Genomic DNA, 24,129 nt, shown 5'->3' with positions numbered 1-24,129 from the left:
GTGAGTCTGCTCAACGGCGTGAGCGTGGGACTGCTGCTCTTCATGCTGTCGGCGGGACTGACGCTGATTTTCTCGATGCTCGGCGTGCTCAACTTCGCACACGCGAGCTTCTATATGCTCGGCGCGTATGTCGGGAACGCGCTCGCCACGTACGGCGGATTCTGGTTCGCGTTGATCGTCGCGCCGGTGGTCGTCGGCGTGGCGGGCGCGTTGTTCGAACGATACCTCTTGAGACGCGTGCATGCGCAGGGCGCGCTCGCGGAAATGCTGCTTACCTTCGGCGCGGCCATTCTCATAGGCGAGGGCGTGAAGCTCGTATGGGGCCTGGGGCCGTTGCCCGCCGCGATTCCCGCCGTGCTCGACGGGCCGCTCTTCACACTGTACGGCGCCGCGTTCGCGCGCTATCGCGTGTTCATGATGGCCATTGCCGTCGTCATGCTCGGCGTGCTCTGGCTCGTCCTGCGCACATCGAAGACAGGCCTCGTCGTGCGCGCGGCGCTCACGCATCCCGATACCGTGGAAACGCTCGGCCATGACGTGCCGCGCGTGTTCACGATGGTCTTCGCCGTGGGCACCGCGCTCGCCGCGCTCGGCGGCGTGATCGGCGCGCCGCTCGCCGTCATCGAACCCGCGATGGCCGATGCGATGGGGCCAATCGTGTTCGTCGTCGTCGTGATCGGCGGGCTCGGGTCGCTATCCGGCGCGCTCGTCGCGTCGCTTCTGATCGGCTGCGCGCAGACCTTCGCGGTGGGTGCGAGCGCATCGGCGGGGAGCATCGCGGCGTGGCTCGGCGTGACGCTGCCGCCCGCGTGGAGCGCGCTCACCGTCGCGCAGCTCGCGCCCGTGCTGCCGTATCTGCTGCTCGTCGCGATGCTGGCCGCGCGCCCGCGCGGACTCTTCGGCGAGCGCACGCGCGATGCCTAGATTCGCCGCGCACATTGTTGCGCTTATCGCTGCGCTGGCTTTGCCGCCGCTCGTCTTCGATCAATCCTGGCTGCTCGCCTATCTCGCGCAGACCGCGACGCTCATCGTCTTCGCGCTCTCGTATAACCTGCTGCTCGGCGAGACGGGCCTGCTTTCGTTCGGGCATGCCGTGTACTCGGGGCTCGGCGCGTTCGCCGCCGCGCACGTGTTCAATCGCTTCGGCGTGGCCTTGCCGCTTTTGCCGCTGGTCGGCGGATTCGCGGCGATGATCGTCGCCGTCGTCTTCGGCGCGATATCGACGCAGCGCGCGAGCACACCGTTCGCGATGATCACGCTCGGCATCGGCGAGCTCGTCGCCGCGTGCGTGTGGCTCGTGCCGGGCTGGTTCGGCGGCGAGGGCGGCGTGACGATCGATCGCGCGGGCGGACCATCGCTCTTCGGGTGGAGCTTCGGCCCGCTGCGCGAGGCGTATGCGTTGATCGCGTGCTGGTGCGTGGTATCGGCTGCTTCGATGTTCGCGTTCTCGCGCACGCCGATGTGCCGCCTCGCCAACGCCGTGCGCGACAACCCCGCGCGCGCGGCCGCCATCGGCTTCGCGCCCGCGCGCGTGCGCTTCACGATGCTCGTCGTGTCGGCGTTCTTCGCGGGCATCGCGGGCGTGCTGGCCTTGCTCAACGTCGAGCTGGTGTCGGCGGAAAGCGTCGGCCTCGCGCGCTCGACCAGCGTGCTCGTCGCGACGGTCATCGGCGGCGCGGGCACGTTCTTCGGGCCGGTCATCGGCGCGGTGCTGCTCACGTTTTTCAGCGTCGCGGTGGCGAGCGTGAGCGCCGCATGGCCGATGTATCTCGGGCTCTTCTTCGTATGGGTCGTGGTCGCCGCGCCTCTGGGCATCGCTGGCCTGTTCAGGCGCGACTTGCGGTTCCTGTGTCTCGGCATGCTGAGCGCGATCGCATGGGGCATTGCGGTGGTCCTGATCGTGGAGACGCTTTACGCGCGCACGATGCACGGCGGCGCGTGGCTTGCCGCATTGCCGTGCGCGGTGCTCGGTCTGTGGCTCGCACGCCGCACGAGGTCCGCGCGATGAACGCGGCGCTCGAACTGCGCGGCATCGCCAAAGGCTTCGGCGCGACGCGCGTGTTGCGCGGCGTCGATCTGCATGTCGCAAAGGGCGAACGGCACGCGCTCATCGGCCCCAACGGCGCGGGCAAGTCCACGCTCTTCGATCTGATCTCGGGACGCGCGCGGCCAGATGCGGGGCGTATCGTCGCGAATGGAACCGACATCACGGGCAAGCCGCCGCCGCGCGTTGCCCGGACGCTTGCGCGCAGCTTCCAGACGACGAGCGTGTTCGGCGGGTTGTCCGTGCTCGACAACATGCGTTGCGCGGCGCTCGCGGCGGCATCGTCGCGATTTATCGACCGATGGCTGCCTTCGCGAAGCGTCGATGCCCGCGCCCGCGCGATGCTCGATGCAATCGGCCTTGCCGCACGCGCCGACGAGTTCGCCGCGCGGCTCACGTACGCGGAGCAGCGTGCGCTCGATCTCGGCATCGCGCTCGCCACCGATGCGCCGCTCATCCTGCTCGACGAACCGACCGCCGGCATGAATCGCGCGGAGGCGACGCGCGCGCTCGACCTGATTCGCGCGACGACAGAAGGGCGCACGCTGCTCGTGATCGAGCACGACATGGATGCGGTGTTCGGTCTCGCGGATCGTATTTCGGTGCTCGTGCAGGGGCGCGTGATCGCCACCGGCACGCCGGACGAGATACGCGCGAATCGCGACGTGCGGGAAGCTTATCTTGGCGGAGTCGCGTGATGAGCGCGCAATTGCGTATCGCGGATTTGCGCGCGTGGTACGGCGCGGCGCAAGTGCTGCACGGCGTGAACCTGTGCATCGACGAAGGCGAAGCGGTGGCGCTCGTCGGCCGCAACGGCTCGGGGCGCTCGACGCTCGCGAAGGCCATCATGGGACTCGTGCGATGCGCGGGCGACATGCGCTATCGCGATGTTCAGATGGTCGGCTTGCGGCCGCATCGCATCGCGCGGCTCGGCATCGGCTATGTGCCCGAAACGCGCGACGTGTTCCCCGCGCTGACCGTGCAGGAAAATCTCGTGCTCGGCGAAAGGAAGGGCACGCGCTTCACGCGCAACGACGCGTACCGATTGTTTCCCGTGCTCGAAGAACGCGCGTCGGTGAAAGCGGGGGCGCTGTCGGGCGGCGAACAGCAGATGCTCGCGCTCGCGCGCACGCTGGCGGGTGATCCGTCGCTCGTCGTCATCGACGAACCCGGCGAAGGGCTCGCGCCGCAAGTGCTCGCGCAGGTGGCCGCGTGTCTCGCGGCGCTGCGCGAACGCGGCGTCGCGATGCTGCTGATCGAAGAGCGCCTGACGATCGCGCGCATGCTCGATGCGCGCGTCGCGGTGATGGGGCATGGCGCGGTGCAGTTCGATGGGCCAATCGCGTCGCTTGCCGAGCAAGGGCACGTCATGCGGGAATGGCTTTCCGTGGGCTAGCTCGAAGCCTTGCTGTCCCGCTCCACGATCCACTCATGCTTCGGGTCGTTCTTGAAGTGCCACGTGCGCTTGTCGCCCGCCATCACGTTCAGATAGTAATTGTCGTAGCCATAAGGCACGACGACCGGATGATATCCACGCGGCACCATGACGACATCGTGATCTTCGACGGCCATGGTCTCGTCGAGATCGCGCTCATCGGTATAGACGCGCTGGAACGCAAAGCCTTGCGGCGGATTCAGCCGATGGTAGTACGTCTCTTCGAGCGAACTCTCAATAGGCACGTTGTCCTGATCGTGCTTGTGCGGTGGATAGCTCGACGCATGCCCGCCCGGCGTGCGCACTTCGACCACGAGCAAGGACTCCGCCGCTTCCGTCTGCGGAAGAATATCGCATACGTAGCGCGTATTCGCGTTCTTGCCGCGTGTCGAGCGCTTCATCTGCGAAGGTTCGATGAGACGCGGCGGGAGCTCGCCTTTCGCGGGCGCGCTCGCGACGCCGATTTCCGCATCGCGTTCCGCACGCACGATCGCGGCGAGCTTCGGCGGCACATAGACCGCGTACGGCGCGGCATCCTCGAAGACGCTGTCGCGCGTGCCGATCGATTGCCAGTGCTCGTCGCCCGCTTCGATGCTGACCGTGCCCGTCAGCACGACGATGCAGCTTTCGCGATCGGCGTCGTACACATGCACGACATCGCCCGCATCCAGGCGATACGCCGCGAAGCCCACATGCTTCCAGCCCGCGGAATCCGGTGTTACGCGCGCGATGGTTTGTCCCTCGCGCGATGCTTTCACTAGCAGGCTCATGCCGCCTCCCTGAATGTTGCGTCGACGAGCGCGCGCAGCGTGCGATAGCCCTTGTCGGCATAGGCGTAGCTCGGCGCGATCACGGGATCCTGTTCCGCTTCCACGACGAGCCAGCCATCGTAATCATGCTTCGCCAGGCACGCGATGATGCCCGGATAATCGACGGCGCCATCGCCTGGCACAGTGAACGCGCCGTTGATGACCGCGTCGAGAAAGCTCCAGTTGCGATTGCGCGCGAGCTTCACGATCTCCGGACGCACGTCCTTGCAATGCACGTGGCAGACGCGCGCGATGTGCTTTTGCAGCACGGTCAATGCATCGCCGCCCGCGAACGTGATGTGGCCCGCATCGAAGAGCAGACCGACTGCATCGTTGGTGAGCGCCATCAGCCGATCGACATCGGCGGGCGTTTCGACATACGCGCCCATGTGATGATGATAGGCCACGCGCACGCCGCGTGAGAGTGTGAATTCCGCGAAGCGGTTCAGGCGTTCGGCGTATTCGTTCCACTGGGCATCGGAGAAGAAGCGCGGACGTTGGTAGAGCGGGCGCGGCGCGCCCTGGATCGAGTTGGCCACTTCGCCGTAGACCATTACGGTTGCGTCGTTCTTTGCGAGCAGGTCGAGGTGCGGGGCGACAGCCTCGATTTCCTCTTGTGCGCTGCGCTCTGCGAGGCGGCCTGAGTACCAGCCGGAAACTAGCGCGAGATCGTATTGGGCGAGGAGGGCCTTTAGCGCCTGTGGTTCGCGCGGGAACTTGTTGCCGAGTTCGAAGCCTTCATAGCCGATTTGTTTGCCTTCGGTTAGCGCGGTGGATAGGGGCGTTTCCCCGCCGAGGGAGGGGAGATCATCGTTCATCCACGATAATGGGTTGATTCCTATGCGGACGTTTTGATGCATGACGTGGTCCTTTTCGATGGTTTTTCGGTCGTTCTCGTTCTCGTTTTTGTTTTCGTGAAATCCTGAATTCGTGTCGGTCTATTTGCTCTGCCCCTATGCGGGGCGGCAGTCACTTTCTTTGCTGCTGCAAAGAAAGTAACCAAAGAAACAGCTTGTCCCATCCAAAGTGCTTCAAGCCGGCCCCGGCACAGAAGATGGCACGTGGTCCGGCAGTAGCGAGTGCCCTCGTAGGCCTAACCGGGCTTGGATCGCGCACGGTCTGTCACATCGCACCACTCAACTGACTGGTAAGGCGCGAGATAGCTCCAGCCCGCTTCGCGGCCGACCGGTCAATCGGGTCTGCGCGCACTTTCTTGCTAACGCTTCTATCTCTCCGCATTCGCCGCAGGCTGGTTTCCCTTGCAAACCCAGCGGCAGCGCGTAGCGCTGTGCCGGAGCTATTTGGTGCTGAACCAGCGCTCTCAATGTTCTAGCTTGTCAGACCGTGCGCGGTCCACGCCCGGTTAGGCCTTTGAGGACACTCGCTACTGTCGGACCACTTGCAATCTTCTGTGCCGCGGCCGGCGTGAAGCGCTTAGGATGGGGATAGCTGTTTCTTTGGTTACTTTCTTTGCAGCAGCAAAGAAAGTGACTGCCGCCCCGCATAGGGGCAACGCTAATAGACCGATACGAAAGCAGGATTCCATAGCAGCCTCATCAAAACCCCCGCGCCCCAACAGCCTTCTCATAAGCCTCACGAGCCACAACAACCGCCGCGCGGTCCGAAACCTCCGGCACGGCGACTTCCCACCACCATCCACCTTCCTCGGTAGGCCGAGCGGAATCGGTATCGATAGAGATCAAGTAGCTCCTATCAGCAGCCCGCGCGCGCTTCATCGCGGCCTGAAGCTCATCGATGCTCGATACATGCTCCGCCAACGCGCCGAGCGACCGCGCATGCATCGCGAAATCGATCTCGGGCGCACCCATCGCGCCTTGCCTGCAATCATCGATGAGATTGTTGAACGGCGCCCCCCCACAAGCCTGCTGCAAGCGATTGATGCAGCCGAACCCGCGATTGTCGAGCAACACGACGATGACCTTCGCGCCCAGCATCACCGACGTCGCGAGTTCGCTGTTCATCATCAGATAGCTGCCGTCCCCGACGATCACGATCACCTCGCGCTCGGGCCGCGCGAGCTTCACGCCGAGGCCGCCCGCGACTTCATAGCCCATGCACGAATAGCCATACTCGACGTGATACCCGCCGGGTTTTCCCGTGCGCCACAGCTTCTGCAAGTCGGCAGGCAGCGTCCCGGCCGCGCACACGACGATATCGTTCTCAGCCGAGTGAGCATCCGAACGCTGCACCGCGCCGATCACATCGGCTTCGCGCGGCAAGAGGCCATCGCCGACAGGCGTATTCGTCACGTGCGCAACAGTCTCGCGCCAATCGTTCGCGAGCCGATGCGCGCGCGTCGTCCATTGCGGCGAGGCATGCCAGTCGCCGAGCGCATCGGAGAGCGCCTCGAGCGCGAGACCCGCATCCGCTTGCACGGCGACGGCGTTGCGCTTCAACGCATCGAACGGATTGGCATTGATGGCGACGAGCCGCGCCTGCGCGAAGAGCGTGTTGGAGCCGGTTGTAAAGTCCTGAAGACGCGTGCCGACAGCAAGCACGCAATCGCTCGCATGCGCGAGTTCGTTCGCGGCCGATCCGCCCGTCACGCCGATGCCGCCGACGTTCAACGCATCGTCCCACACGAGCGCGCCTTTGCCCGCCTGCGTTTCGGCGACAGGAATGCCGTGCTTGTGCGCGAACTTGCGCAAGGCATCGGTCGCGAGCCCATACAGCACGCCGCCGCCCGACACGATGAGCGGCTCGCGCGCTTCACGCAGCATCGCGGCGGCGCGCTCGATCTCACGCGGCACGGGCGCGGGCGCATGAAACTCCACGACGCGCGGCTCGAAAAATGAAGCAGGGTAGTCGAAGGCCATCGCCTGCACGTCCTGCGGCAAGGCGAGCGTCACGGGCCCGCAGGCCGCCGCGTCGGTCAGCACGCGAATCGCACGCGGCAATGCACTCAGTAATTGCGCCGGATGCACGATGCGATCGAAGTAACGCGACACGGCCTTCAACGCATCGTTCGCGGAGACGCCGCCATCGTGGCCATCCTCGACTTGCTGCAGCACCGGGTCCGGCGCGCGCGACACGAAGATATCGCCCGGCAGCAACAACACCGGCAAGCGGTTCACATGCGCGAGCGCGGCGGCCGTGACGAGATTCGTCGCGCCCGGGCCAATGGACGTCGTCACCGCCATCATGCGGCGGCGCATGTGCGCCTTGGCATAGGCGATCGCGCTATGCGCCATTGCCTGCTCGTTGTGCGCGCGATACGTCGGCAGATCATCGCGATATCGGTACAACGCCTCGCCAATGCCCGCGACATTGCCATGACCGAAGATCGCGAACACGCCGCCGAACAGCGGCTCGCCATGCTCGGTGCGAAGTGCCGCGAGATAGCGCACGACAGCCTGCGCGGCGGTCAGGCGAACCGTGGAGCCAAGTGCCGTTTCGGATTGAGTTGCACGCTGGTTCATGCGGCCTGCTCCTGTCTCGCGTGAATGGAATCGGCGGATGTGTCGCGCGATGCGCGCGCATCGCGCCACGCACCGATCAGCGCCTCGAACGTGCGGCGCACGCGCGCGATCAGCTCGCGGTCGTCGATCTCATTGGCGAGCCACGCATGGCTCGGCTCATGAAAGATGGTGCGCCCGACCGTGAAGCCCCTGCATGTCTTCGATGATGCCGCAGCCCTGAAGCCATCGCTCAGTTGTTCCACAGCCGCCGACAAGCCGAGCAGCACGACGCCGCGGCAATACGGATCGCGCTCGGCGATCAGCGCGTCGACGGCTTGCCATTGCGTTGCGCTCATCGGTTCGAGCTTCCACCATTCGGGGTAGATGCCGAGGTTGTACAGACGCTTCAACGCGCGATACACCGTGTCTTCTTCGACGGCCGGACCGTTCTTCGGCACGATCACTTCGAGCAGCAGTTCGTTGCCGCTTTCCTGCACGGCATCGTAGAGCGCACGCAATTGCGCTTCTTGCTCGAGACGCACGTCATGCGGATGATCGGGGTGATACTGCACGAGGCACTTCGCGACCTGTTCGCGCGGCCATTGAACGAGCGTCGTGCCGATCGAGCGGCCATGATCGAAAACGAGCGGCATCGAGCCCGGCAATTCCACCGGACGTCCGACCCACCAGCCGCGCCCCGTTGCCGCGTTCAACGCATCCTGACCGTACCTATCGTCGATCAACACGCCGATGCGTCCTGCGAGGCCGAGCTCCTTCTCCGTCTGCGCGACCGCTTCGACGAACAGGTTCTTCAGCGTGGATATGCGTGCCTCGCTCGCGCCGGTCTGCTGCGCGAGATCGAAGAACTGGTTGCGATGGTCGAACGCGAAGCCGAGCACTTCGTCCCATTGCCTGCGGCTCGGGCTCACGCGATGCAGCCGCGCGAGCGTCGCATCGCGATCGGGGCGGCGCATGCGCACGGGATCTTCCTTGGCCGCGGCGAGGAAGTAATCGAGCTCGGCAGGCGTGGGCATCGCGGGCGCGCAGCCGTGCCGCGACACGACGAGCGCGCCGCATGCATTCGCCGAGCGCGCGCACGCTTCGAGCGGCTCGTCGCGCAGCCATCCGGAGAGAAAGCCCGACGCGAACGCATCGCCCGCGCCGAGCACGTTGAGCACGTCCACTTCAACGCCGCCATGTATCGGCGCATCGTCGATGGAAGCGGGCACCGCGCCTTCGATGATCGAGCAGCCGAGCGGCCCGCGCTTCACGACGAACGTCGCGCTCGTCACCTTGCGGACCATCGCGAGCGCATCGATCAGACGGTCCTTGCCGCCCGCGATGCGAAACTCTTCTTCCGTGCCGATCACGAGATCCATCAACGGCAGAATGCGCTGCAAGTGCGCGGTCACGCCTTCATTCGCGATGAAGCGCGTCTCGCCATCGGCCTTGCCGGTCAAACCCCACAGCACGGGCCGATAGTCGATGTCGAGAATCGTGCGCACGTTGTTGCGCCGCGCGTATTCCAGCGCGCGCCGGCTCGTGCGGTTCACCTGTTCCGTCGAGAAGTGCGTGCCGGTAATGAGCAGCGCCTTCGACGACGCGATATACGCTTCGTCGAAATCGCTTTCATCGACGGCCATGTCCGCGCAGTTCTCGCGATAGAACACGAGCGGGAACGTATCGCGGTCTTCGAGCCCGAGCAGCACGAGCGCGGTCAGCCGCTCGCGGTCGATGCGCACGTGGCTCACGTCGCAGCCTTCGCGCTCGAGCGTCTCCGTGAGAAAGCGCCCCATGTGATCGTTGCCGACGCGCGCGAGCATGGACGACCGGAGCCCGAGCCGCGCGCAGCCGAACGCGATGTTTGCCGACGAGCCGCCGAGATATTTCGCGAACGTCGATACGTCTTCGAGACGCGCGCCGACCTGCTGCGCATACAGATCGACGGCGAGGCGCCCGAGACACACGATATCGCGCGTGCGGTCCGATGCAAAACGAGAGGTGGTGGGTGTTGGCATGGCTAGTAGGTCCTCAGATCGTCGCGCCTTCGAGTTCGCTCATCATCTGCTGCATTTCGGCGCCGCCCGCCATCATGTCGAGCACTTCGTTCTTGCTGATGGTGTCCTTCGTGTACGTGCCCATCGAGCGGCCGCGATTGAGCAGCGTGAAGGAATCGCCTATCGGATACGCGTGATGCACGTTGTGCGTGATGAAGATCACCGAAATGCCTTTCTCGCGCGCCTTGTGAATCAGCTTCAGCACGTTGAAGCTCTGCTTCACGCCGAGCGCGGCGGTCGGTTCGTCGAGGATCAGCACGCGCGCGCCGAAGTGAATCGCGCGGGCGATCGCGAGACACTGCTTCTCGCCGCCGGACATCGTGCCGATCGGCTGGTGCGGATCGCGCACGTTGATGCCCATTTCCGCGAGCTTGGCGCGCGAGGTAACGGCGGCCAGATCGAGATCCATCACGTTGATGCCGAAGCGCTTTTTCTGCGGTTCGCGGCCCATGAAGAAATTGCGCGCGACGGAAAGCAAAGGCACGAGCGCGAGATCCTGATACACGGTCGCGATGCCGAGATCGAGCGCTTCTTTCGGCGATTCGAAATGAACCGGCTTGCCATCGACGAGATAGTCGCCGGAAGAGGGCTGATGCACGCCCGCGAGCGTCTTGATGAGTGTGGACTTGCCCGCGCCGTTATCGCCGAGCAGGCAATGCACTTCGCCGCGCTTGAGGCGCAAGGTGACGCCGTTGAGCGCGATCACCTTGCCGAAAAACTTGCTGACGTTTTCGAGTGCGAGGATGTTGTCGTCTTGCATGATCGTTTCTCCTCTCATTGAGCCTGGGATACGCGGCGGCGCACGTAATGATTGAAGAGCACGGCGATCAGGAGCATGACGCCGAGGAACACGCGGAACCAGTCCGAGCTGACGTTCGTATAAGTGATGCCGATCTGCACGACACCGAAGATCAACGCACCGAAACACGCGCCGACCACCGAGCCATAACCGCCCGTCAGCAAGGTGCCGCCGATGACCGCCGCGATGATCGCCTCGAATTCCTTCTGCAGGCCACGGTCGGCCGCCGCCGAGCCGATATCGCACACTTGCAGCACCGCGAAGAGGCATGAGCAGAACGCGGTCAGCACGAACAGCGAGATCTTCACGCGCTTCACCGGCACGCCGACGTTCTTCGCGGCGGTCGCATCGCCGCCGACCGCGAGAATCCAGTTGCCGTAGCGCGTCTTGGCGAGCACGAACGCGCCGACCGCCGCGAGCGCGAACCACCAGATGATGACCTTCGGAATGCCCGGCACGAGCGGCTCGCCGCTGTCGAGCAGCTTGCCGATGCCCATGTGCGCGAGCCACGTGAACACGCCATGGAACGCGACGCCATGAAAGAGCGTGTTGGCGATCGGATCGTTCTGCGCGAGATCGCCGACGCCGGAGATGATCGTGCGATCCGCGAACATGATCGACAGCGCGAGCGTGAGACCGCGCAGGATGAACAGGAACGCGAGCGTGACGATGAATGAAGGCAGGCGCGTTTTCATCACGAGATAGCCGTTCAGTGCGCCGAGCAGCATCGACATCACGAACGCGAAGAGAATCGAGAGCGAGATCGGCCAGTGAAAATAGACCGAGGGCAGCGCGACCATCATGCCCGCGAAGCCGATCATCGAGCCGATGGACAAGTCGAACTCGCCCGCGATCATCAACAGGCACGCACCGACGGCGAGCAGGCCGAGATAGGCGGCCACCTGCGACCAGTTCATCACGCCGTCGAGATTGAACATGCCCGACGAACCGGCGCCGAAACCGAACACGAGAAACACGAGCACCGTGCCGGAAATCGCCGCGAATTCCGGGCGATTCAGCAAATGGCCGAACCACGATTGCTGGCGTACGCGCTCATCCGAGGGCTTTGCCTTGTCAGGTGCGTCAGCGTTGTCCTGCTGGGGGTTCACGTGAGGAGGGTAATGCTTGCCGGCTACGCCCATGATGGCTCCTTGAGACTTGAAACGAACTAAAGGTCGATGCAGTAGCGATGCGCGCGTCCCTACCGCGTCCGCGAACGGACGCAGTAAAGACACAAGTGATTTGAGAAAAGCGGGCGGTTTATCGAGAGCTTGCAAGCCGCCCGAAGAAGGTCATGCCGCGATCAACGATATTGACCCGCGTACTTCACGACCTTGTCGAGATTCTCTTTGGTGATGAAACCCGGACCGGAACGAATGTTCTTGGGCCCATACGACGGCTGCAATCCGTAGGTTTCGAGGCGCGCCTTGAACTTCGGATTCGCTTCGAGAATCTGGCGGATCTTCGCGGGATCGGTCGTATGTTCCTTCTTCACGATCGCGAGCACGGCCACCGGGATATAGCCTTGCAGATACGGCTGCTGATCGATCGCGAACTTGATCGTGCCGTCCTTGATCGCCTTCGCGATGTCGTCGGAGAAGTCGAAGGTCACGAAATAGACCTTGTTTTGCAGGCCCATTTGCGCAACGGCCTTGAGCGTCGCGGAAGCGGGCGTCGGCCCGAGCGTGAGGATCGCCTGCGTGTCCGGATGATTGCGCAGGAACGCGGAAACCTTCGATTGAATCTCCGTCGGGTCCTGGCCCGAATCCAGCGTCGCGGCCTTGTAATCGACGCCGAGCGCATCGGCGAAACCGCGGCAGCGATCGAAGGAAACCGTATTCGTCGCGATATGGTTCACGCACAGGAACGACTTGATGCCCGCGGCCTTCGCCTTTTCTCCGGCCGCCTTGCCCGCGACGTATTCCGGCTGCCCGACGTGCATGATCGCGCCCAGTTGCGCGCTTTGCTCTTCAGTGCCGGAGTTGATCGTGACGAGCGGGATCTTCTTCGCGGTGACCTTGTTGATCGAGCTCTTCAATACGTCGAAGTCCGCGATGGTGGTGATGACGCCGTCGTAGTTGCGCGCGGCGGCCTGCTCGATCAGGCGCGACATGTCCGCGATATCGCCGTTCGGCGGATTGCGGTAGTCGGTCTGCACGTTGAAGTCTTCATCCGCCTGCTTGATCGCATTCTTGATGGTGTTCCACCACGAGTCCGAATCCGGCGCATGGCTGATCAGCACGAACTTCGCGTCGGGCGCCGCGTGCGCGGGGCTCGCCGCCATCATCGCCGCGCTGCACAACGCAGCAGCAGCCACCAGCGCGCGCAGCGCCGCCCGACCGTTGCAAATGGTCATTGTCTCCACCTATCTCGGTTGTTGTTTGGTGTGATGTTTTCGCGAGCCGGCACGTGGTGTGTCGTGCTCAGGACCAAGAGTAGGTCAGTTTTCGAGCGTCTGCAATAGAAATTTTATGCGTGCGATAAATGGAAAATACATTCCAATTTGCTTGCCGCCTTCCTATAATCGGTTCCACGGCGCTCGTCACGGAGCGCGCAAAAGACGAGCATCGAAATGGATGACACCAGCACCGAAGTCCAAAGCGTCGACGAACTGATGCAGCGGATCACCGACGCGTACGATTCGCTGCCGCGCCAGTTGAAGAGCGTCGCGACGTATATCGAGCAGCATCGCCAGAGCGTGATGATGGATCGCACGAGCGATATCGCGAGCGCTTGCGGCGTGCACGCTTCGGCGGTCGTGCGTTTTGCGCAGCGCTTCGGCTTTTCCGGCTTCTCGGACCTGCAGGCCGTGTTCCGTCAGGCATACGCGGGCGGCGGCGGCTCGCAGCAGAGCTATCAGCAACGCATCCGCAAGCTCATCGACGAGAAGGCGGGCGAGGCGTCGGGCGTATCGGTGGCGCGCGAGTTCATCGCGGCGAGCCGCACGGGACTCGACGAACTCGAAGCCGGCCTCGACGACGCGCAGTTCGAAGCCGCCGTCGAGATGCTGTCGCAGGCGGAGAACATCTATGTGATCGGCGTGCGGCGTTCGTTCGCGGTGGCGAGCTATATCGTCTATGCATTGCAGCACACGAAGAAGCGCGTGCATCTGATTTCGGGCTTCGGCGGCATGTTCCGCGAGCAGGTCCGCAGCGTGAAGAAGGGGGACGTGGTGGTCGCGATCAGCTTCGCGCCCTACGGCAAGGAGACGCAGTATTGCGTGCGCGCGGCGCAGCATCACGGCGCGAAGACCCTCGTCATCACCGATAGCCAGCTATCGCCGCTCGCGCGTCACGCGAGCGCGAGTCTGTTCGTGAAGGAGGGCAGCGCGTTCGCCTTCCGTTCGCTCACGAGCACCATTTGCCTGTGCCAGGCGTTGTTCATCGCGCTCGCGTACCGGCTCGAGTTGAACGTTGAGGAATCCAAGGAGACAGGTGGCTATGACGATTGATGTGGCGGTGTTCGGAGCGGGGCGCATCGGCAAGATTCACGCGGCCAATCTCGCGCGGCAGCCGGGCGTGCGTTTGAAATATGTCGTCGATGTGAATCGCGATGCGGCTTCCGCATTGGCTGCTCTATATGGCGCACAAGTCGCGGATGTCGATGGCGCGATGGGCGATGCCTCCGTCGGCGCGACGGTCGTGTGTTCGAGCACGGACACGCATGCGGATCTGATTCTGGCATCGGCGGCGCAGAAGAAGCATGTGTTCTGCGAGAAGCCTGTCGATCTGACGATCGAGCGTGCGCGCGCATGCGCGGATGCGGTGGCGAAGGCGGGCGTCGTCTGCATGATCGGTTTTCAGCGCCGCTTCGATCCGACGTTTTCCGCGTTGAAGGCGCGCATCGATGCGGGCGAGATCGGCGATCCGGAAATGCTGATCGTCACGAGCCGCGATCCGGGTGCGCCGCCGGTAGAGTACATCAGGCATTCGGGCGGCATCTTCAAGGACATGCTGATCCACGATTTCGATATCTTCCGCTGGATTCTCGACGACGAAGCCGACACGCTGCATGCAACGGGCAGTTGCCTCTCCGATCCGGCCATCGCCGATGCGGGCGATATCGATTCGACCGCGGTGACGATCCGCACGAAGCGCGGGCGTCTGTGCCAGATCAATACGGCGCGGCGCGCGGCGTACGGCTACGATCAGCGCTTCGAACTGCTCGGCAGTCTCGGCATGCTGCAGGCGGGCAATGTGCGGCCGACCGAAGTCACGTCGTATACGAAGACGGCGGTATCGAACGACGTTCCCGAGGCGTTCTTCCTCGAACGCTATCGGGCGGCGTATGCGGCGGAGATCGCGCATTTCTTCGATGCGGTCAACAACGGCAAGCCGGTTCGCACGACGGTCGCGGATGGTCTCAAGGCGCTGGAGCTCGCCGAAGCCGCGACGCTTTCGTGGCGCGAGAGGCGCATCGTCAAGCTCGGGGAGAACGGCGCATGAAGGCCGTGCGCGTTGGTATCGTCGGATTGGGAAGGCTCGGGCGCCGGCATGCGGAGAACCTCGCGTGGCACGTGCCCGGCGCGAAGCTCGTCGCGGCTTGCAGCCCGGTGAAGGAAGAGCGCGAGTGGGCTTCGTCGAGCCTTCCCGAGCTGGCGCTTCATGGCGACTACGATGAACTGCTCGCGGATTCATCGATCGATGCCGTGTGGCTCGTCACGCCCACGTCGTTGCATGCGCAGCAGATCATCGCGGCGTTGCGCGCGGGCAAGCACGTGTTCTGCGAGAAGCCGCTTTCGCTCGATCTCGCCGAATGCGATGCCGTGATCGAAGAGGCCGCGCGTCATCCGCATCTGCAGGTGATGATCGGCTTCGTGCGACGTTTCGATGCGAGCTATCGCGATGCGTTCGACGGTATCGCGAAGGGCGCGATCGGCCGGCCCTTCATGGTGCGCTCGCAAACCTGCGACAAGAACGATCCGGACGGCTTCTTCGTGCGTTTCGCGCCGACGTCGGGCGGGCTCTTTCTCGATTGCAGCGTGCACGATATCGATCTCGCGCTCTGGCTGCTCGGCAATCCCAGGCCCAAGCGCGTGTACGCGAGCGGGACGATCGCGATCCACGAGGGCTTGCGCGAGTGCGGTGACATCGATAACGGCGTCGGCACCATCGAGTTCGAGGATGGTCGGCTTGCGGTGCTGTATGCATCGCGCACGATGGCGCACGGCCACGACACGCAGACGGAAGTGATCGGCACGGCGGGCGCGCTTTCGGTGGGGCGCAATCCGCGCGCGAACCGCGTCGAGATCGCGGATGCGCACGGCATGCGCAACGCGTGCACGCCGACGTTCTTCGAGCGCTTCGAGGATGCGTTTTTGCGCGAGGCGCAGGCGTTCGTGGCGGCGCTCGTCGATGGCAAGGCGACCGGGCTTACGCTCGCCGATGCGCGAGAGGCCACGCGCATCGGCATCGCGATGCGGCAGGCTTATGAAAGCGGGAGGGCGGTGGATTTGTGACCGCTGCGTTAAAATCGAACCCTCACCGAGCGCTCATCCCACAGGCAAAGGAAAGGTTCAATCGCGATGGAAGTTCACAAGGAAGTCGACGCGCGCGGGCTCAACTGCCCGTTGCCGATTCTGCGGGCGAAGAAGGCGCTCGCCGACATGACGAGCGGTCAGATTCTGAAGGTGCTCGCCACCGACCCGGGATCGCAGCGCGATTTCGCGGCCTTTGCGAGGCAGACCGGCAATGAGATCGTCGAAGTGACCACGCAGGACAAAGTCTTCACGTTCCTGATGCGGCGTCGCTGAGCGTCGAACGAAAAAAGCAAAAGGCCGTCATGCTGAATGACGGCCTTTTGTCATTGTCGGACCATCAATTCGCGTCGATCAGTCGCCGGGCAGCCAGTAGCAGTTGCTCGGCTCCATGTCTGCCCAGCAGATCCAGTAGCCGAACGCCAGCTTTTGCGCCGGCACAGCCGCGCGCGTGGCGACCTCGGACCTCATGGCGAACGCCTGGCCACCGAGCGGGGAGGAGGCAATTGAGGGCGCCGCCGACGCGGACAGACTCAGTGACGGCACCACCGATGCAGCAGCGAACGCAATACAGCGTGCTTTGCTTTTCATGCCGAATGCTCCGTAGTTCTCGGGATAACGCGATACCGGCGTTGAATTTGCCTTGGATGCCGGATCACGCATGAAGACTGTAAGGATGCTTCGGTCGCCTGGCTAAACGATAAACCCGAAAACTGGCCGTCTGAGTTCGCGCCAAATCCGCGAAGTCGCGCACGCCGGCCGGTTACAAATAGAAACGGGCAGGAAGAGCGTCATCTGCTCGTCCTGCCCGTTGACTACCCGGTGTATGAACCCGGGCTTCAGCCTTCGAGAATCGGCGCGCGCGTGCGCAGATATTCCTCGAATTCCGCCTTCACTTCCGGATGGCGCAGCGCGAATTCCACTGTGGCCTTCAGATAGCCGAGCTTGCTGCCGCAGTCGAAGCGCGTGCCGTGGTACTTGTACGCGAGCACCTGCTCATCCGACAGCAACGACTGGATCGCGTCCGTCAGTTGCAGTTCGCCGCCCGCGCCCGGCTTCAGCGCGCGGATGTGATCGAAGATGCGCGGCTTCAGCACATAACGGCCGACCACGCCCAGGTTCGACGGCGCCACCGCCGGCTCCGGCTTTTCGACGATGCCCGACAGCTTGAAGATGTTGTCTTCCCATTCCTTGCCGTCGATGATGCCGTAGGACTTCGAATCCTCCGGCGGGATTTCCTCGACGCCGATCACCGAGCTGTGATAGTGGTCGAAAACTTCGATCATCTGCGACATCACGGGCGGCTTGCCGTACAGCAAGTCGTCCGCGAGGATCACGGCGAACGGGTTATCGCCGACGAGCTTCTCCGCGCACAGCACGGCATGGCCGAGACCGAGCGCTTCGGCCTGACGCACGTAAAAGCAGTCCACGTGGCTCGGCTTGATGCTGCGCACGAGTTCGAGCAGTTTCTCCTTGCCGCGCGCCTCGAGTTCCGCTTCGATTTCATAGGACTTGTCGAAGTGATCTTCGATGGCACGCTTGCTGCGGCCGGTGACGAAGATCATTTCGGTAATGCCGGCCGCCATCGCTTCCTCGACCGCGTATTGAATCAGCGGCTTGTCCACGACTGGCAGCATTTCCTTCGGGCTGGCCTTGGTCGCGGGGAGAAACCGCGTGCCCAGACCTGCGACGGGGAATACCGCTTTGGTAACTTTTAGCATGTGATAACCCTGATCCTCTTAAATCATTTAGAACGTCGAGATAACCGGTGTGGAACGATAAGTGATTCGAACCCCCAATTCAAACAGGCAGACGCAATAATTGGGCCTGCAGTTTCTCGATAGTGGTTCCGTATTCTGCCAGCCTTTTGCGCTCCTGTTCAACGACAGCGGCCGGCGCTTTTGAAACAAAACTTTCATTACCGAGCTTCGCGTTACATTTGACAATTTCGGCGTTCAGACGGTCGACTTCCTTCGTCAAACGCTCGCGTTCCGCGGCGACATCGATCTCAACCTTCAGCACGAGCCTGCTCGTGCCGACGATCGCGACAGGCGCGCCATGGGCTTCCTTGTCGAGAGCGGCTTCGTCATCGATGATCTTCACTTCTGACAGACGCGCGAGGGCGGCGACATACGGCGCGAACGCGGAAAGGCGCGCCGCGTCGCCGTGCGCGAGCAACGGCACCTTCACCGCGGGCGACAGATTCATTTCGCCACGCAGATTACGACATGCATCGATGACAGTCTTCAGTTCGGCGGCCCACTCTTCCGCGGATTCATCGATTTTTTTCTGCTCGGCGCGCGGGTAGGGCTGCGTCATGATCGACACATCGCCTTCCTTCGCGCCTTGCGGGAACGCGTCGGTCAGCGGAGCGACCTTCTGCCACAGTGCTTCCGTGATGAACGGAATGATCGGATGCGCGAGACGCAGCACCGTTTCGAGCACGCGCAACAGCGTGCGGCGCGTCGCGGTCTGCTGTTCCGGCGTGCCGGTCTGAATCTGCACCTTCGCGAGTTCGAGGTACCAGTCGCAGTATTCGTCCCACACAAACTTGTAGATCGCGCTCGCGACGTTGTCGAAGCGATAGTCCGCGAAGCCCTTCTCGACTTCCGCTTCCGTGCGCTGCAGAAGCGACACGATCCAGCGGTCGGCCTGCGAGAAATCCGTGTAGCCGCCCGGGCCGCAATCGCCCGGCTTGCACGCGCCGGGATTGGCGAAACCGCAATCGTGGCCTTCGCAGTTCATCAGCACGAAACGCGTGGCGTTCCACAGCTTGTTGCAGAAGTTGCGATAGCCCTCGCAGCGCGCGAGGTCGAAGTTCACGTTGCGGCCGAGCGTGGCCATCGACGCCATCGTGAAGCGCAGCGCGTCCGTGCCGAACGACGCAATGCCCTCGGGGAATTCCTTGCGCGTCTTCTTCTCGATCTGCGCGGCGGCCTTCGGGTTCATGAGGCCGGTCGTGCGTTTCGTGACGAGCGATTCGAGGTCGATGCCGTCGACGATATCGATCGGGTCGAGCGTGTTGCCCTTGCTCTTCGACATCTTCTGGCCTTCGGCGTCGCGCACGAGGCCATGCACATAGACGGTGTCGAAAGGCACCTTGCCGGTGAAATGCGTGGTCATCATCACCATTCTGGCGACCCAGAAGAAGATGATGTCGAAGCCCGTCACGAGCACGGAGGAGGGGAGGAACGCCTCAAGCTCCTTCGTCTCGTTCGGCCAGCCGAGCGACGAGAACGGCACGAGCGCGGACGAGAACCACGTGTCGAGCACGTCTTCGTCGCGCTTCAACGCGCCCTTGTAGCCTTGCGCGTCGGCGTCGGCGCGGGCTTCCTCTTCCGTCTTCGCAACGAAGATCTCGCCGTTCTCGCCGTACCACGCGGGAATCTGGTGGCCCCACCACAACTGACGCGAGATGCACCAGTCCTGGATGTTCTCGAGCCATTGATAGTACGTGGTCGTCCAGTTCTCCGGCACGAACCTGATCTGGCCGCTTCTCACGACATCGAGCGATGTTTCCGTGATCGACTTGCCCGGATTGAACGTGCCTTCCGGCGCGGGCTTGGTCATCGCGACGAACCACTGGTCGGTCAGCATCGGCTCGATGACGACCTGCGTTCGGTCGCCGCGCGGCACCATCAGCTTGTGCGGCTTGACGGATTCGAGCAGGCCGAGCGCTTCGAGATCTTTCACGACCTGCTTGCGCGCTTCGAAACGATCCATGCCGCGATACTTCTCGGGCGCGTTGTCGTTGATCTTCGCATCGAGCGTGAGGATCTCGATCTGCGGCAGCTTGTGGCGCTGGCCGACGGCGTAGTCGTTGAAGTCGTGCGCGGGCGTGACCTTGACGACGCCGGTGCCGAACTCGCGGTCGACGTATTCATCGGCGATGATCGGAATCTCCCGGTCGCACAGCGGCAGCAACACGGTCTTGCCGATGAGATGCTGATAGCGCTCGTCGTCCGGATGCACCATCACGGCGACGTCGCCGAGCATGGTTTCAGGACGCGTGGTCGCGACGGTCAGATGGCCCAAGCCCGCATCTGAGCCTTCGGGCAGCGGATATTGAATGTGCCAGAGGTGGCCGTTCTCTTCCTCGCTCACCACTTCGAGATCCGACACCGCCGTGCCGAGCACCGGGTCCCAGTTCACGAGGCGCTTGCCGCGATAGATCAGCCCTTGCTTGTACAGCGTGACGAACACGTCGCGCACGGCGGCCGACATCTTGTCGTCCATCGTGAAATATTCGCGCGACCAGTCGATCGACGCGCCGAGACGCCGCACCTGATTCGTGATGGTCGAGCCGGACTGCTGCTTCCAGGCCCAGACGCGCTTCAGGAACTCCTCGCGGCCGAGGTCATGGCGCGAGACGCCTTGCGCATCGAGCTGGCGCTCGACGACGATCTGCGTCGCGATGCCCGCGTGGTCCGTGCCTGGCACCCACAGCGTGTTTTCGCCGAGCATGCGGTGATAGCGGGTCAAGCCATCCATGATGGTCTGGTTGAACGCGTGCCCCATGTGCAGCGTGCCGGTGACGTTCGGCGGCGGCAACTGGATGGAGAAATTCTTCGCGCCCTCTTTGAACGTGGGTGCGGACAACCCGCGTTTTTCCCATTCCGGGCCCCATTGGGACTCGATGTTTTGAGGCTCGAAGCTCTTCGCAAGCGTGTTGTCGCTCATTGTGGAATCTGCCGAAAAATGCGTGAAAAAATGCGGTGGAATCCCCAATTATAAGGTTCCGCCAGGCTGCCCCGACGTTTTCGGCCCTCGGCCGAATGGTGTAGGCCGAAACGCCGCCATCGGCGCGGTCTTATAATGGTCGGCCCGCCGTTCCCCGCCGTTTCTCCGTCGTCTGACTTTCCCATGCCCGACCTGCTCGCGAATCTGAATCCCGAACAACTCGCCGCCGTGACGCTGCCCAACGAGCCCGCGCTCATTCTCGCGGGCGCGGGCAGCGGCAAGACGCGCGTGCTCATCACGCGCATCGCGTGGCTGATCCAGCAGGGCTACGCGTCGCCGCCCACCGTGCTCGCCGTCACCTTCACGAACAAGGCCGCGCGCGAGATGATGGCGCGCCTCTCCGCGCTCCTGCCCATCGACACGCGCGGCATGTGGATCGGCACCTTCCACGGCCTGTGCAACCGCATGTTGCGCGCGCATTTCCGCGACGCCGGCCTGCCGCAGACCTTCCAGATTCTCGACACCTCGGACCAGCTTTCGGCCATCAAGCGGCTGATGAAGGGCCTGAACGTCGACGACGAAAAGTATCCGGCGAAGAACCTCCAGTACTTCATCAACAACGCGAAGGAGCAGGGCCTGCGTCCGAAGGACGTCGATGCCACCGACGCGTTCAACCGAAAGTTCGTCGAGCTCTACGAGGCGTACGACCAGCAATGCCAGCGCGAAGGCGTGGTGGATTTTCCGGAGCTGCTGCTGCGCTGCTACGAGCTGCTCGCGCACAATCCGCCGCTGCGCGCGCACTATCAGGCGCGTTTTCGCAACATTCTCGTCGACGAGTTTCAGGACACGAACAAGCTGCAATACGCGTGGCTCAAGCTGCTCGCGGGCGAGCACAACGCGATCTTCGCGGTCGGCGACGATGACCAGTCCATCTATGCGTTCCGCGGCGCGAACGTCGGCAACATGCACGATTTCGAGCGCGAATTCCGCGTGCGCAATCTCATCAAGCTGGAGCAGAACTACCGCTCGCACGGCCATATTCTCGATACCGCGAACTATCTGATCGCGAACAACTCGCGGCGTCTGGGCAAGAATCTGCGCACCGATGCGGGCCACGGCGAGCCGGTGCGCGTCTACGAGGCCGCGACGGATTCGCAGGAAGCGGGCTGGATCGTCGAGGAAATCAAGGCGCTCATCAACACCGGCATTTCGCGCGGCGAAGTTGCGGTGCTTTATCGCAGCAACGCGCAGTCGCGGACCATCGAGCATACGCTCGTGAACGCGGGCATTCCGTATCGCGTGTATGGCGGACTGCGCTTCTTCGAGCGCCAGGAAGTGAAGCACGCGCTCGCGTATCTGCGCCTGATCGACAACCCGAACGACGACACCGCGTTCGCGCGTGTCGTCAATTTTCCGACGCGGGGCATCGGCGCGCGCTCGATCGAGCAATTGGCCGATGCGGCGCGTCTCTATAACTGTTCGATGGCCGCCGCCGTGCCGTACGTCACGGGCAAGGCGGGCACGAGCCTCGGCGCGTTCGCGACGCTCATCGCGAAGATGCGCGCCGAAACGCAGCAGATGAGCCTGCCGGAAACGGTCGAGTACGTCGTGCGCGCGAGCGGGCTGGCCGCGTTCTACGAAACCGAGCGCGAAGGTCAGGACCGTCTCGAGAACTTGCAGGAACTCGTGAATGCGGCGGCGGCGTTCGTCAGCGAGGAGGGCTATGGCCTCGACACGCCCGCGCGTTCCATTCCGCTGCGTCCGGGCGCGACATCGGCGCCGGAGATCGCGGCGGTGAGCGAGGACGGCGAAATCGAAGTGCTCGACGCGCCCGGCATCGCCGATCCCGCGCAGAATCCCGACACGATGACGCCGCTCGCGGGCTTCCTGTCGCATGCATCGCTCGAAGCCGGTGACAACCAGGCGCAAGCCGGACAGGACGCCGTGCAACTGATGACCGTGCACGCGGCGAAGGGCCTCGAGTTCACGGCGGTATTCATCACCGGCCTGGAAGAGGGCCTGTTTCCGCACGAGAACAGCGCGCAGGAATCGGACGGGCTGGAAGAAGAGCGGCGGCTCGCGTATGTCGCGATCACGCGCGCGAAGGAGCGGCTCTATTTGTCGTTCGCGCAGAGCCGGATGCTGCACGGTCAGACGCGCTACAACATCCGCTCGCGTTTCTTCGACGAATTGCCCGAAGGCTCGCTCAAGTGGCTCACGCCGAAAATCGAGGCGGGCGCGCGCTGGGGCGGACGCTCGGACAACGCCGGCTGGGGCCGCGACTGGTTCGCGCGCCCGGGACAGGAGCGCGGCGGTTCTTCTTATGGCGGCGGTCAGGCTCAGGAGCGCTTGCCGTCGTTCGCGAACGAGCAGCGCGCGGCGGATGCCGGCTTCAAGGTCGGACAGGCCGTGTTCCACACGAAGTTCGGCGAAGGCACCGTGACGGCGCTCGAAGGCTCCGGCGGCGATGCGCGTGCGCAAGTGCGCTTCAAGCGCCACGGCGAAAAGTGGCTCGCGCTCGCAGTGGCGAAGCTGCAGGCCGTCGAATGAACATGAAGCGCCTCGGCATCATGGCGGCGCTGCCGCAGGAGCTCGGCGATCTCATCGCGCAGATGCAGGCGGCGGGCGAGGTCCGCACCGTCACGCTCGGGCGGCGTGAGTATTACGTCGGCGACGCGCACGGCTTGCCGGCGGTCGTCACGCTCGCACGCATCGGCAAGGTCGCGGCGGCCGCGACCGCGAGCGCGCTCATCCACGTGTTCGAGGCCGATGCTATCGTCTTTACCGGCGTCGCGGGCGGCGTGCGCGCGGACGTTCAAGTGGGCGATGTCGTCGTCGCGGATGCGCTGATGCAGCACGATCTCGATGCGTCGCCGCTCTTTCCGCGCTACGAAGTGCCGCTGCTCGACCGCGCGCGCTTCGACGCCGATCTCGCGCTGTCCGAAGCGCTCGCCGCCGCCGCCGATGCGTTCGTCGCGGAAGAGGGCGGCGCGCTGTCGGAGCGTTTCGCGGTGACCGCGCCGCGCGTGCATCGCGGGCTGGTGGTGAGCGGCGACCGCTTCATCGCGAGCCACGATGCGCTCTTCGCATTGCGCGGCGCCATGCCTGACGCGCTGGCCGTCGAAATGGAAGGCGCGGCCATCGCGCAGGTCTGCTACGAGCACGGCGTGCCGTGCGCGGTCGTGCGAACCATCTCCGATACGGCGGATGCCGCCGCGCCCGCATCCTTCGCCGAATTCCTGACCTCCATCGCCGCGACTTACTCCTCGGGCATTTTGTCGCGCTTTCTGCGCGCCGTCGGCTGATTCAGCCCTGAATCCCACGCGCGGCGGGCTATTCCGCCGCGCCGTCCATCGCCGAAATCCCCGCTTGTAGTTGAGAATGATTCTCAATACAATGACTCGCACACC

The 24,129-nt window shown here is 63.7% G+C and carries 20 protein-coding genes; 10 read left to right on the top strand and 10 right to left on the bottom strand.

Features of this window, described 5'->3' with window-relative positions; translation table 11 throughout:
• Window positions 1-42: 42 nt before the first annotated feature.
• Genes AC1Z32_RS23375 through AC1Z32_RS23360 form a run of 4 tightly spaced genes read left to right on the top strand, consistent with a single transcriptional unit; the run spans window position 43 to window position 3,440 of the window.
• A complete protein-coding gene (locus tag AC1Z32_RS23375; RefSeq protein ID WP_483481724.1) occupies window positions 43-924 on the top strand; it encodes a branched-chain amino acid ABC transporter permease in 882 nt (293 codons plus the stop codon).
• The gene (locus tag AC1Z32_RS23370) at window positions 917-2,008 is read left to right on the top strand and encodes a branched-chain amino acid ABC transporter permease (protein WP_483480971.1); all 1,092 of its coding nucleotides are present in this window, start codon (window positions 917-919) and stop codon (window positions 2,006-2,008) included. Before AC1Z32_RS23375 ends, AC1Z32_RS23370 begins: the two co-directional genes overlap by 8 nt.
• Window positions 2,005-2,742: an ABC transporter ATP-binding protein gene (locus AC1Z32_RS23365; RefSeq protein WP_483480969.1), complete on the top strand. Its 738-nt coding sequence runs from the start codon at window positions 2,005-2,007 to the stop codon at window positions 2,740-2,742. The genes AC1Z32_RS23370 and AC1Z32_RS23365 overlap by 4 nt, the downstream gene beginning before the upstream one ends.
• Entirely contained in the window at window positions 2,742-3,440 is a 699-nt protein-coding gene (locus AC1Z32_RS23360; RefSeq protein WP_483480967.1) for an ABC transporter ATP-binding protein, read from the top strand. The genes AC1Z32_RS23365 and AC1Z32_RS23360 overlap by 1 nt, the downstream gene beginning before the upstream one ends.
• On the opposite strand, the gene iolB is transcribed toward AC1Z32_RS23360, so the two are convergent.
• The 7 genes from iolB to AC1Z32_RS23325 form a co-directional block, all read right to left on the bottom strand.
• A complete protein-coding gene (gene iolB, locus AC1Z32_RS23355) occupies window positions 3,437-4,249 on the bottom strand; it encodes a 5-deoxy-glucuronate isomerase (protein ID WP_483480965.1) in 813 nt (270 codons plus the stop codon). The two genes, AC1Z32_RS23360 and iolB, sit on opposite strands and share 4 nt — an antisense overlap.
• Window positions 4,246-5,148: a myo-inosose-2 dehydratase gene (gene iolE / locus AC1Z32_RS23350; RefSeq protein WP_483480963.1), complete on the bottom strand. Its 903-nt coding sequence runs from the start codon at window positions 5,146-5,148 to the stop codon at window positions 4,246-4,248. The genes iolB and iolE overlap by 4 nt, the downstream gene beginning before the upstream one ends.
• Before the next feature lie 696 nt (window positions 5,149-5,844).
• Window positions 5,845-7,728, bottom strand: coding sequence for a 3D-(3,5/4)-trihydroxycyclohexane-1,2-dione acylhydrolase (decyclizing) (gene iolD / locus AC1Z32_RS23345; protein WP_483480961.1), 1,884 nt, complete (start codon window positions 7,726-7,728; stop codon window positions 5,845-5,847).
• On the bottom strand, window positions 7,725-9,725 hold the full coding sequence (locus AC1Z32_RS23340; protein WP_483480959.1) for a bifunctional 5-dehydro-2-deoxygluconokinase/5-dehydro-2-deoxyphosphogluconate aldolase: 2,001 nt from the start codon (window positions 9,723-9,725) through the stop codon (window positions 7,725-7,727). Before AC1Z32_RS23340 ends, iolD begins: the two co-directional genes overlap by 4 nt.
• A gap of 13 nt (window positions 9,726-9,738) precedes the next feature.
• Complete coding sequence (locus tag AC1Z32_RS23335) at window positions 9,739-10,524, bottom strand: ATP-binding cassette domain-containing protein (protein ID WP_483480958.1); 786 nt, start codon at window positions 10,522-10,524, stop codon at window positions 9,739-9,741.
• A gap of 14 nt (window positions 10,525-10,538) precedes the next feature.
• Window positions 10,539-11,705 (bottom strand): ABC transporter permease, encoded by a 1,167-nt coding sequence (locus tag AC1Z32_RS23330; RefSeq protein WP_483480956.1) that lies wholly within the window; start codon window positions 11,703-11,705, stop codon window positions 10,539-10,541.
• Between the two features lie 161 nt (window positions 11,706-11,866).
• On the bottom strand, window positions 11,867-12,919 hold the full coding sequence (locus AC1Z32_RS23325) for a sugar ABC transporter substrate-binding protein (protein ID WP_483480954.1): 1,053 nt from the start codon (window positions 12,917-12,919) through the stop codon (window positions 11,867-11,869).
• Between the two features lie 216 nt (window positions 12,920-13,135).
• Between AC1Z32_RS23325 and AC1Z32_RS23320 the strand changes: the two genes are divergently transcribed.
• The 4 genes from AC1Z32_RS23320 (at window position 13,136) to AC1Z32_RS23305 (ending at window position 16,315) form a co-directional block, all read left to right on the top strand.
• Complete coding sequence (locus tag AC1Z32_RS23320; protein WP_483480952.1) at window positions 13,136-14,014, top strand: MurR/RpiR family transcriptional regulator; 879 nt, start codon at window positions 13,136-13,138, stop codon at window positions 14,012-14,014.
• A complete protein-coding gene (iolG, locus tag AC1Z32_RS23315; protein WP_483480950.1) occupies window positions 14,004-15,008 on the top strand; it encodes an inositol 2-dehydrogenase in 1,005 nt (334 codons plus the stop codon). Before AC1Z32_RS23320 ends, iolG begins: the two co-directional genes overlap by 11 nt.
• Window positions 15,005-16,021, top strand: coding sequence for a Gfo/Idh/MocA family oxidoreductase (locus AC1Z32_RS23310; protein WP_483480948.1), 1,017 nt, complete (start codon window positions 15,005-15,007; stop codon window positions 16,019-16,021). The genes iolG and AC1Z32_RS23310 overlap by 4 nt, the downstream gene beginning before the upstream one ends.
• 66 nt (window positions 16,022-16,087) lie before the next feature.
• Window positions 16,088-16,315 carry a sulfurtransferase TusA family protein gene (locus AC1Z32_RS23305; RefSeq protein ID WP_062601442.1) on the top strand — a complete coding sequence of 76 codons (228 nt, stop codon included), beginning with the start codon at window positions 16,088-16,090 and terminating at the stop codon, window positions 16,313-16,315.
• Window positions 16,316-16,393: 78 nt separating this feature from the next.
• Here the strand turns inward: AC1Z32_RS23305 and AC1Z32_RS23300 are convergent, their stop codons facing one another.
• The 3 genes from AC1Z32_RS23300 to AC1Z32_RS23290 form a co-directional block, all read right to left on the bottom strand.
• Complete coding sequence (locus tag AC1Z32_RS23300) at window positions 16,394-16,630, bottom strand: hypothetical protein (protein WP_483480946.1); 237 nt, start codon at window positions 16,628-16,630, stop codon at window positions 16,394-16,396.
• A gap of 248 nt (window positions 16,631-16,878) precedes the next feature.
• Entirely contained in the window at window positions 16,879-17,760 is an 882-nt protein-coding gene (gene galU / locus AC1Z32_RS23295) for a UTP--glucose-1-phosphate uridylyltransferase GalU (protein WP_062601440.1), read from the bottom strand.
• Window positions 17,761-17,839: 79 nt separating this feature from the next.
• Entirely contained in the window at window positions 17,840-20,719 is a 2,880-nt protein-coding gene (locus AC1Z32_RS23290; RefSeq protein WP_483480944.1) for a valine--tRNA ligase, read from the bottom strand.
• Window positions 20,720-20,902: 183 nt separating this feature from the next.
• Between AC1Z32_RS23290 and AC1Z32_RS23285 the strand changes: the two genes are divergently transcribed.
• Both AC1Z32_RS23285 and AC1Z32_RS23280 read left to right on the top strand, forming a co-directional pair.
• On the top strand, window positions 20,903-23,269 hold the full coding sequence (locus AC1Z32_RS23285) for a UvrD-helicase domain-containing protein (protein ID WP_483480942.1): 2,367 nt from the start codon (window positions 20,903-20,905) through the stop codon (window positions 23,267-23,269).
• A 2-nt stretch (window positions 23,270-23,271) separates the two neighbouring features.
• Window positions 23,272-24,024: a 5'-methylthioadenosine/adenosylhomocysteine nucleosidase gene (locus AC1Z32_RS23280; protein WP_483481723.1), complete on the top strand. Its 753-nt coding sequence runs from the start codon at window positions 23,272-23,274 to the stop codon at window positions 24,022-24,024.
• Window positions 24,025-24,129: the final 105 nt, after the last annotated feature.

The sequence above is a fragment of the Caballeronia sp. 11_S32 genome (assembly GCF_056930355.1).
Note: the sequence above shows the minus strand (reverse complement) of the source record. Positions and strands in the feature narration are given on the sequence as shown.

Bases quoted from the DNA above. Each gene is read 5' to 3' on its own strand.
- AC1Z32_RS23375 (WP_483481724.1), top strand. From the start codon at position 43: ATGCTGTCGGCGGGACTGACGCTGATTTTCTCGATGCTCGGCGTGCTC.
- AC1Z32_RS23370 (WP_483480971.1), top strand. From the start codon at position 917: ATGCCTAGATTCGCCGCGCACATTGTTGCGCTTATCGCTGCGCTGGCT.
- AC1Z32_RS23365 (WP_483480969.1), top strand. From the start codon at position 2,005: ATGAACGCGGCGCTCGAACTGCGCGGCATCGCCAAAGGCTTCGGCGCG.
- AC1Z32_RS23360 (WP_483480967.1), top strand. From the start codon at position 2,742: ATGAGCGCGCAATTGCGTATCGCGGATTTGCGCGCGTGGTACGGCGCG.
- iolB (WP_483480965.1), bottom strand. From the start codon at position 4,249: ATGAGCCTGCTAGTGAAAGCATCGCGCGAGGGACAAACCATCGCGCGC.
- iolE (WP_483480963.1), bottom strand. From the start codon at position 5,148: ATGCATCAAAACGTCCGCATAGGAATCAACCCATTATCGTGGATGAAC.
- iolD (WP_483480961.1), bottom strand. From the start codon at position 7,728: ATGAACCAGCGTGCAACTCAATCCGAAACGGCACTTGGCTCCACGGTT.
- AC1Z32_RS23340 (WP_483480959.1), bottom strand. From the start codon at position 9,725: ATGCCAACACCCACCACCTCTCGTTTTGCATCGGACCGCACGCGCGAT.
- AC1Z32_RS23335 (WP_483480958.1), bottom strand. From the start codon at position 10,524: ATGCAAGACGACAACATCCTCGCACTCGAAAACGTCAGCAAGTTTTTC.
- AC1Z32_RS23330 (WP_483480956.1), bottom strand. From the start codon at position 11,705: ATGGGCGTAGCCGGCAAGCATTACCCTCCTCACGTGAACCCCCAGCAG.
- AC1Z32_RS23325 (WP_483480954.1), bottom strand. From the start codon at position 12,919: ATGACCATTTGCAACGGTCGGGCGGCGCTGCGCGCGCTGGTGGCTGCT.
- AC1Z32_RS23320 (WP_483480952.1), top strand. From the start codon at position 13,136: ATGGATGACACCAGCACCGAAGTCCAAAGCGTCGACGAACTGATGCAG.
- iolG (WP_483480950.1), top strand. From the start codon at position 14,004: ATGACGATTGATGTGGCGGTGTTCGGAGCGGGGCGCATCGGCAAGATT.
- AC1Z32_RS23310 (WP_483480948.1), top strand. From the start codon at position 15,005: ATGAAGGCCGTGCGCGTTGGTATCGTCGGATTGGGAAGGCTCGGGCGC.
- AC1Z32_RS23305 (WP_062601442.1), top strand. From the start codon at position 16,088: ATGGAAGTTCACAAGGAAGTCGACGCGCGCGGGCTCAACTGCCCGTTG.
- AC1Z32_RS23300 (WP_483480946.1), bottom strand. From the start codon at position 16,630: ATGAAAAGCAAAGCACGCTGTATTGCGTTCGCTGCTGCATCGGTGGTG.
- galU (WP_062601440.1), bottom strand. From the start codon at position 17,760: ATGCTAAAAGTTACCAAAGCGGTATTCCCCGTCGCAGGTCTGGGCACG.
- AC1Z32_RS23290 (WP_483480944.1), bottom strand. From the start codon at position 20,719: ATGAGCGACAACACGCTTGCGAAGAGCTTCGAGCCTCAAAACATCGAG.
- AC1Z32_RS23285 (WP_483480942.1), top strand. From the start codon at position 20,903: ATGCCCGACCTGCTCGCGAATCTGAATCCCGAACAACTCGCCGCCGTG.
- AC1Z32_RS23280 (WP_483481723.1), top strand. From the start codon at position 23,272: ATGAAGCGCCTCGGCATCATGGCGGCGCTGCCGCAGGAGCTCGGCGAT.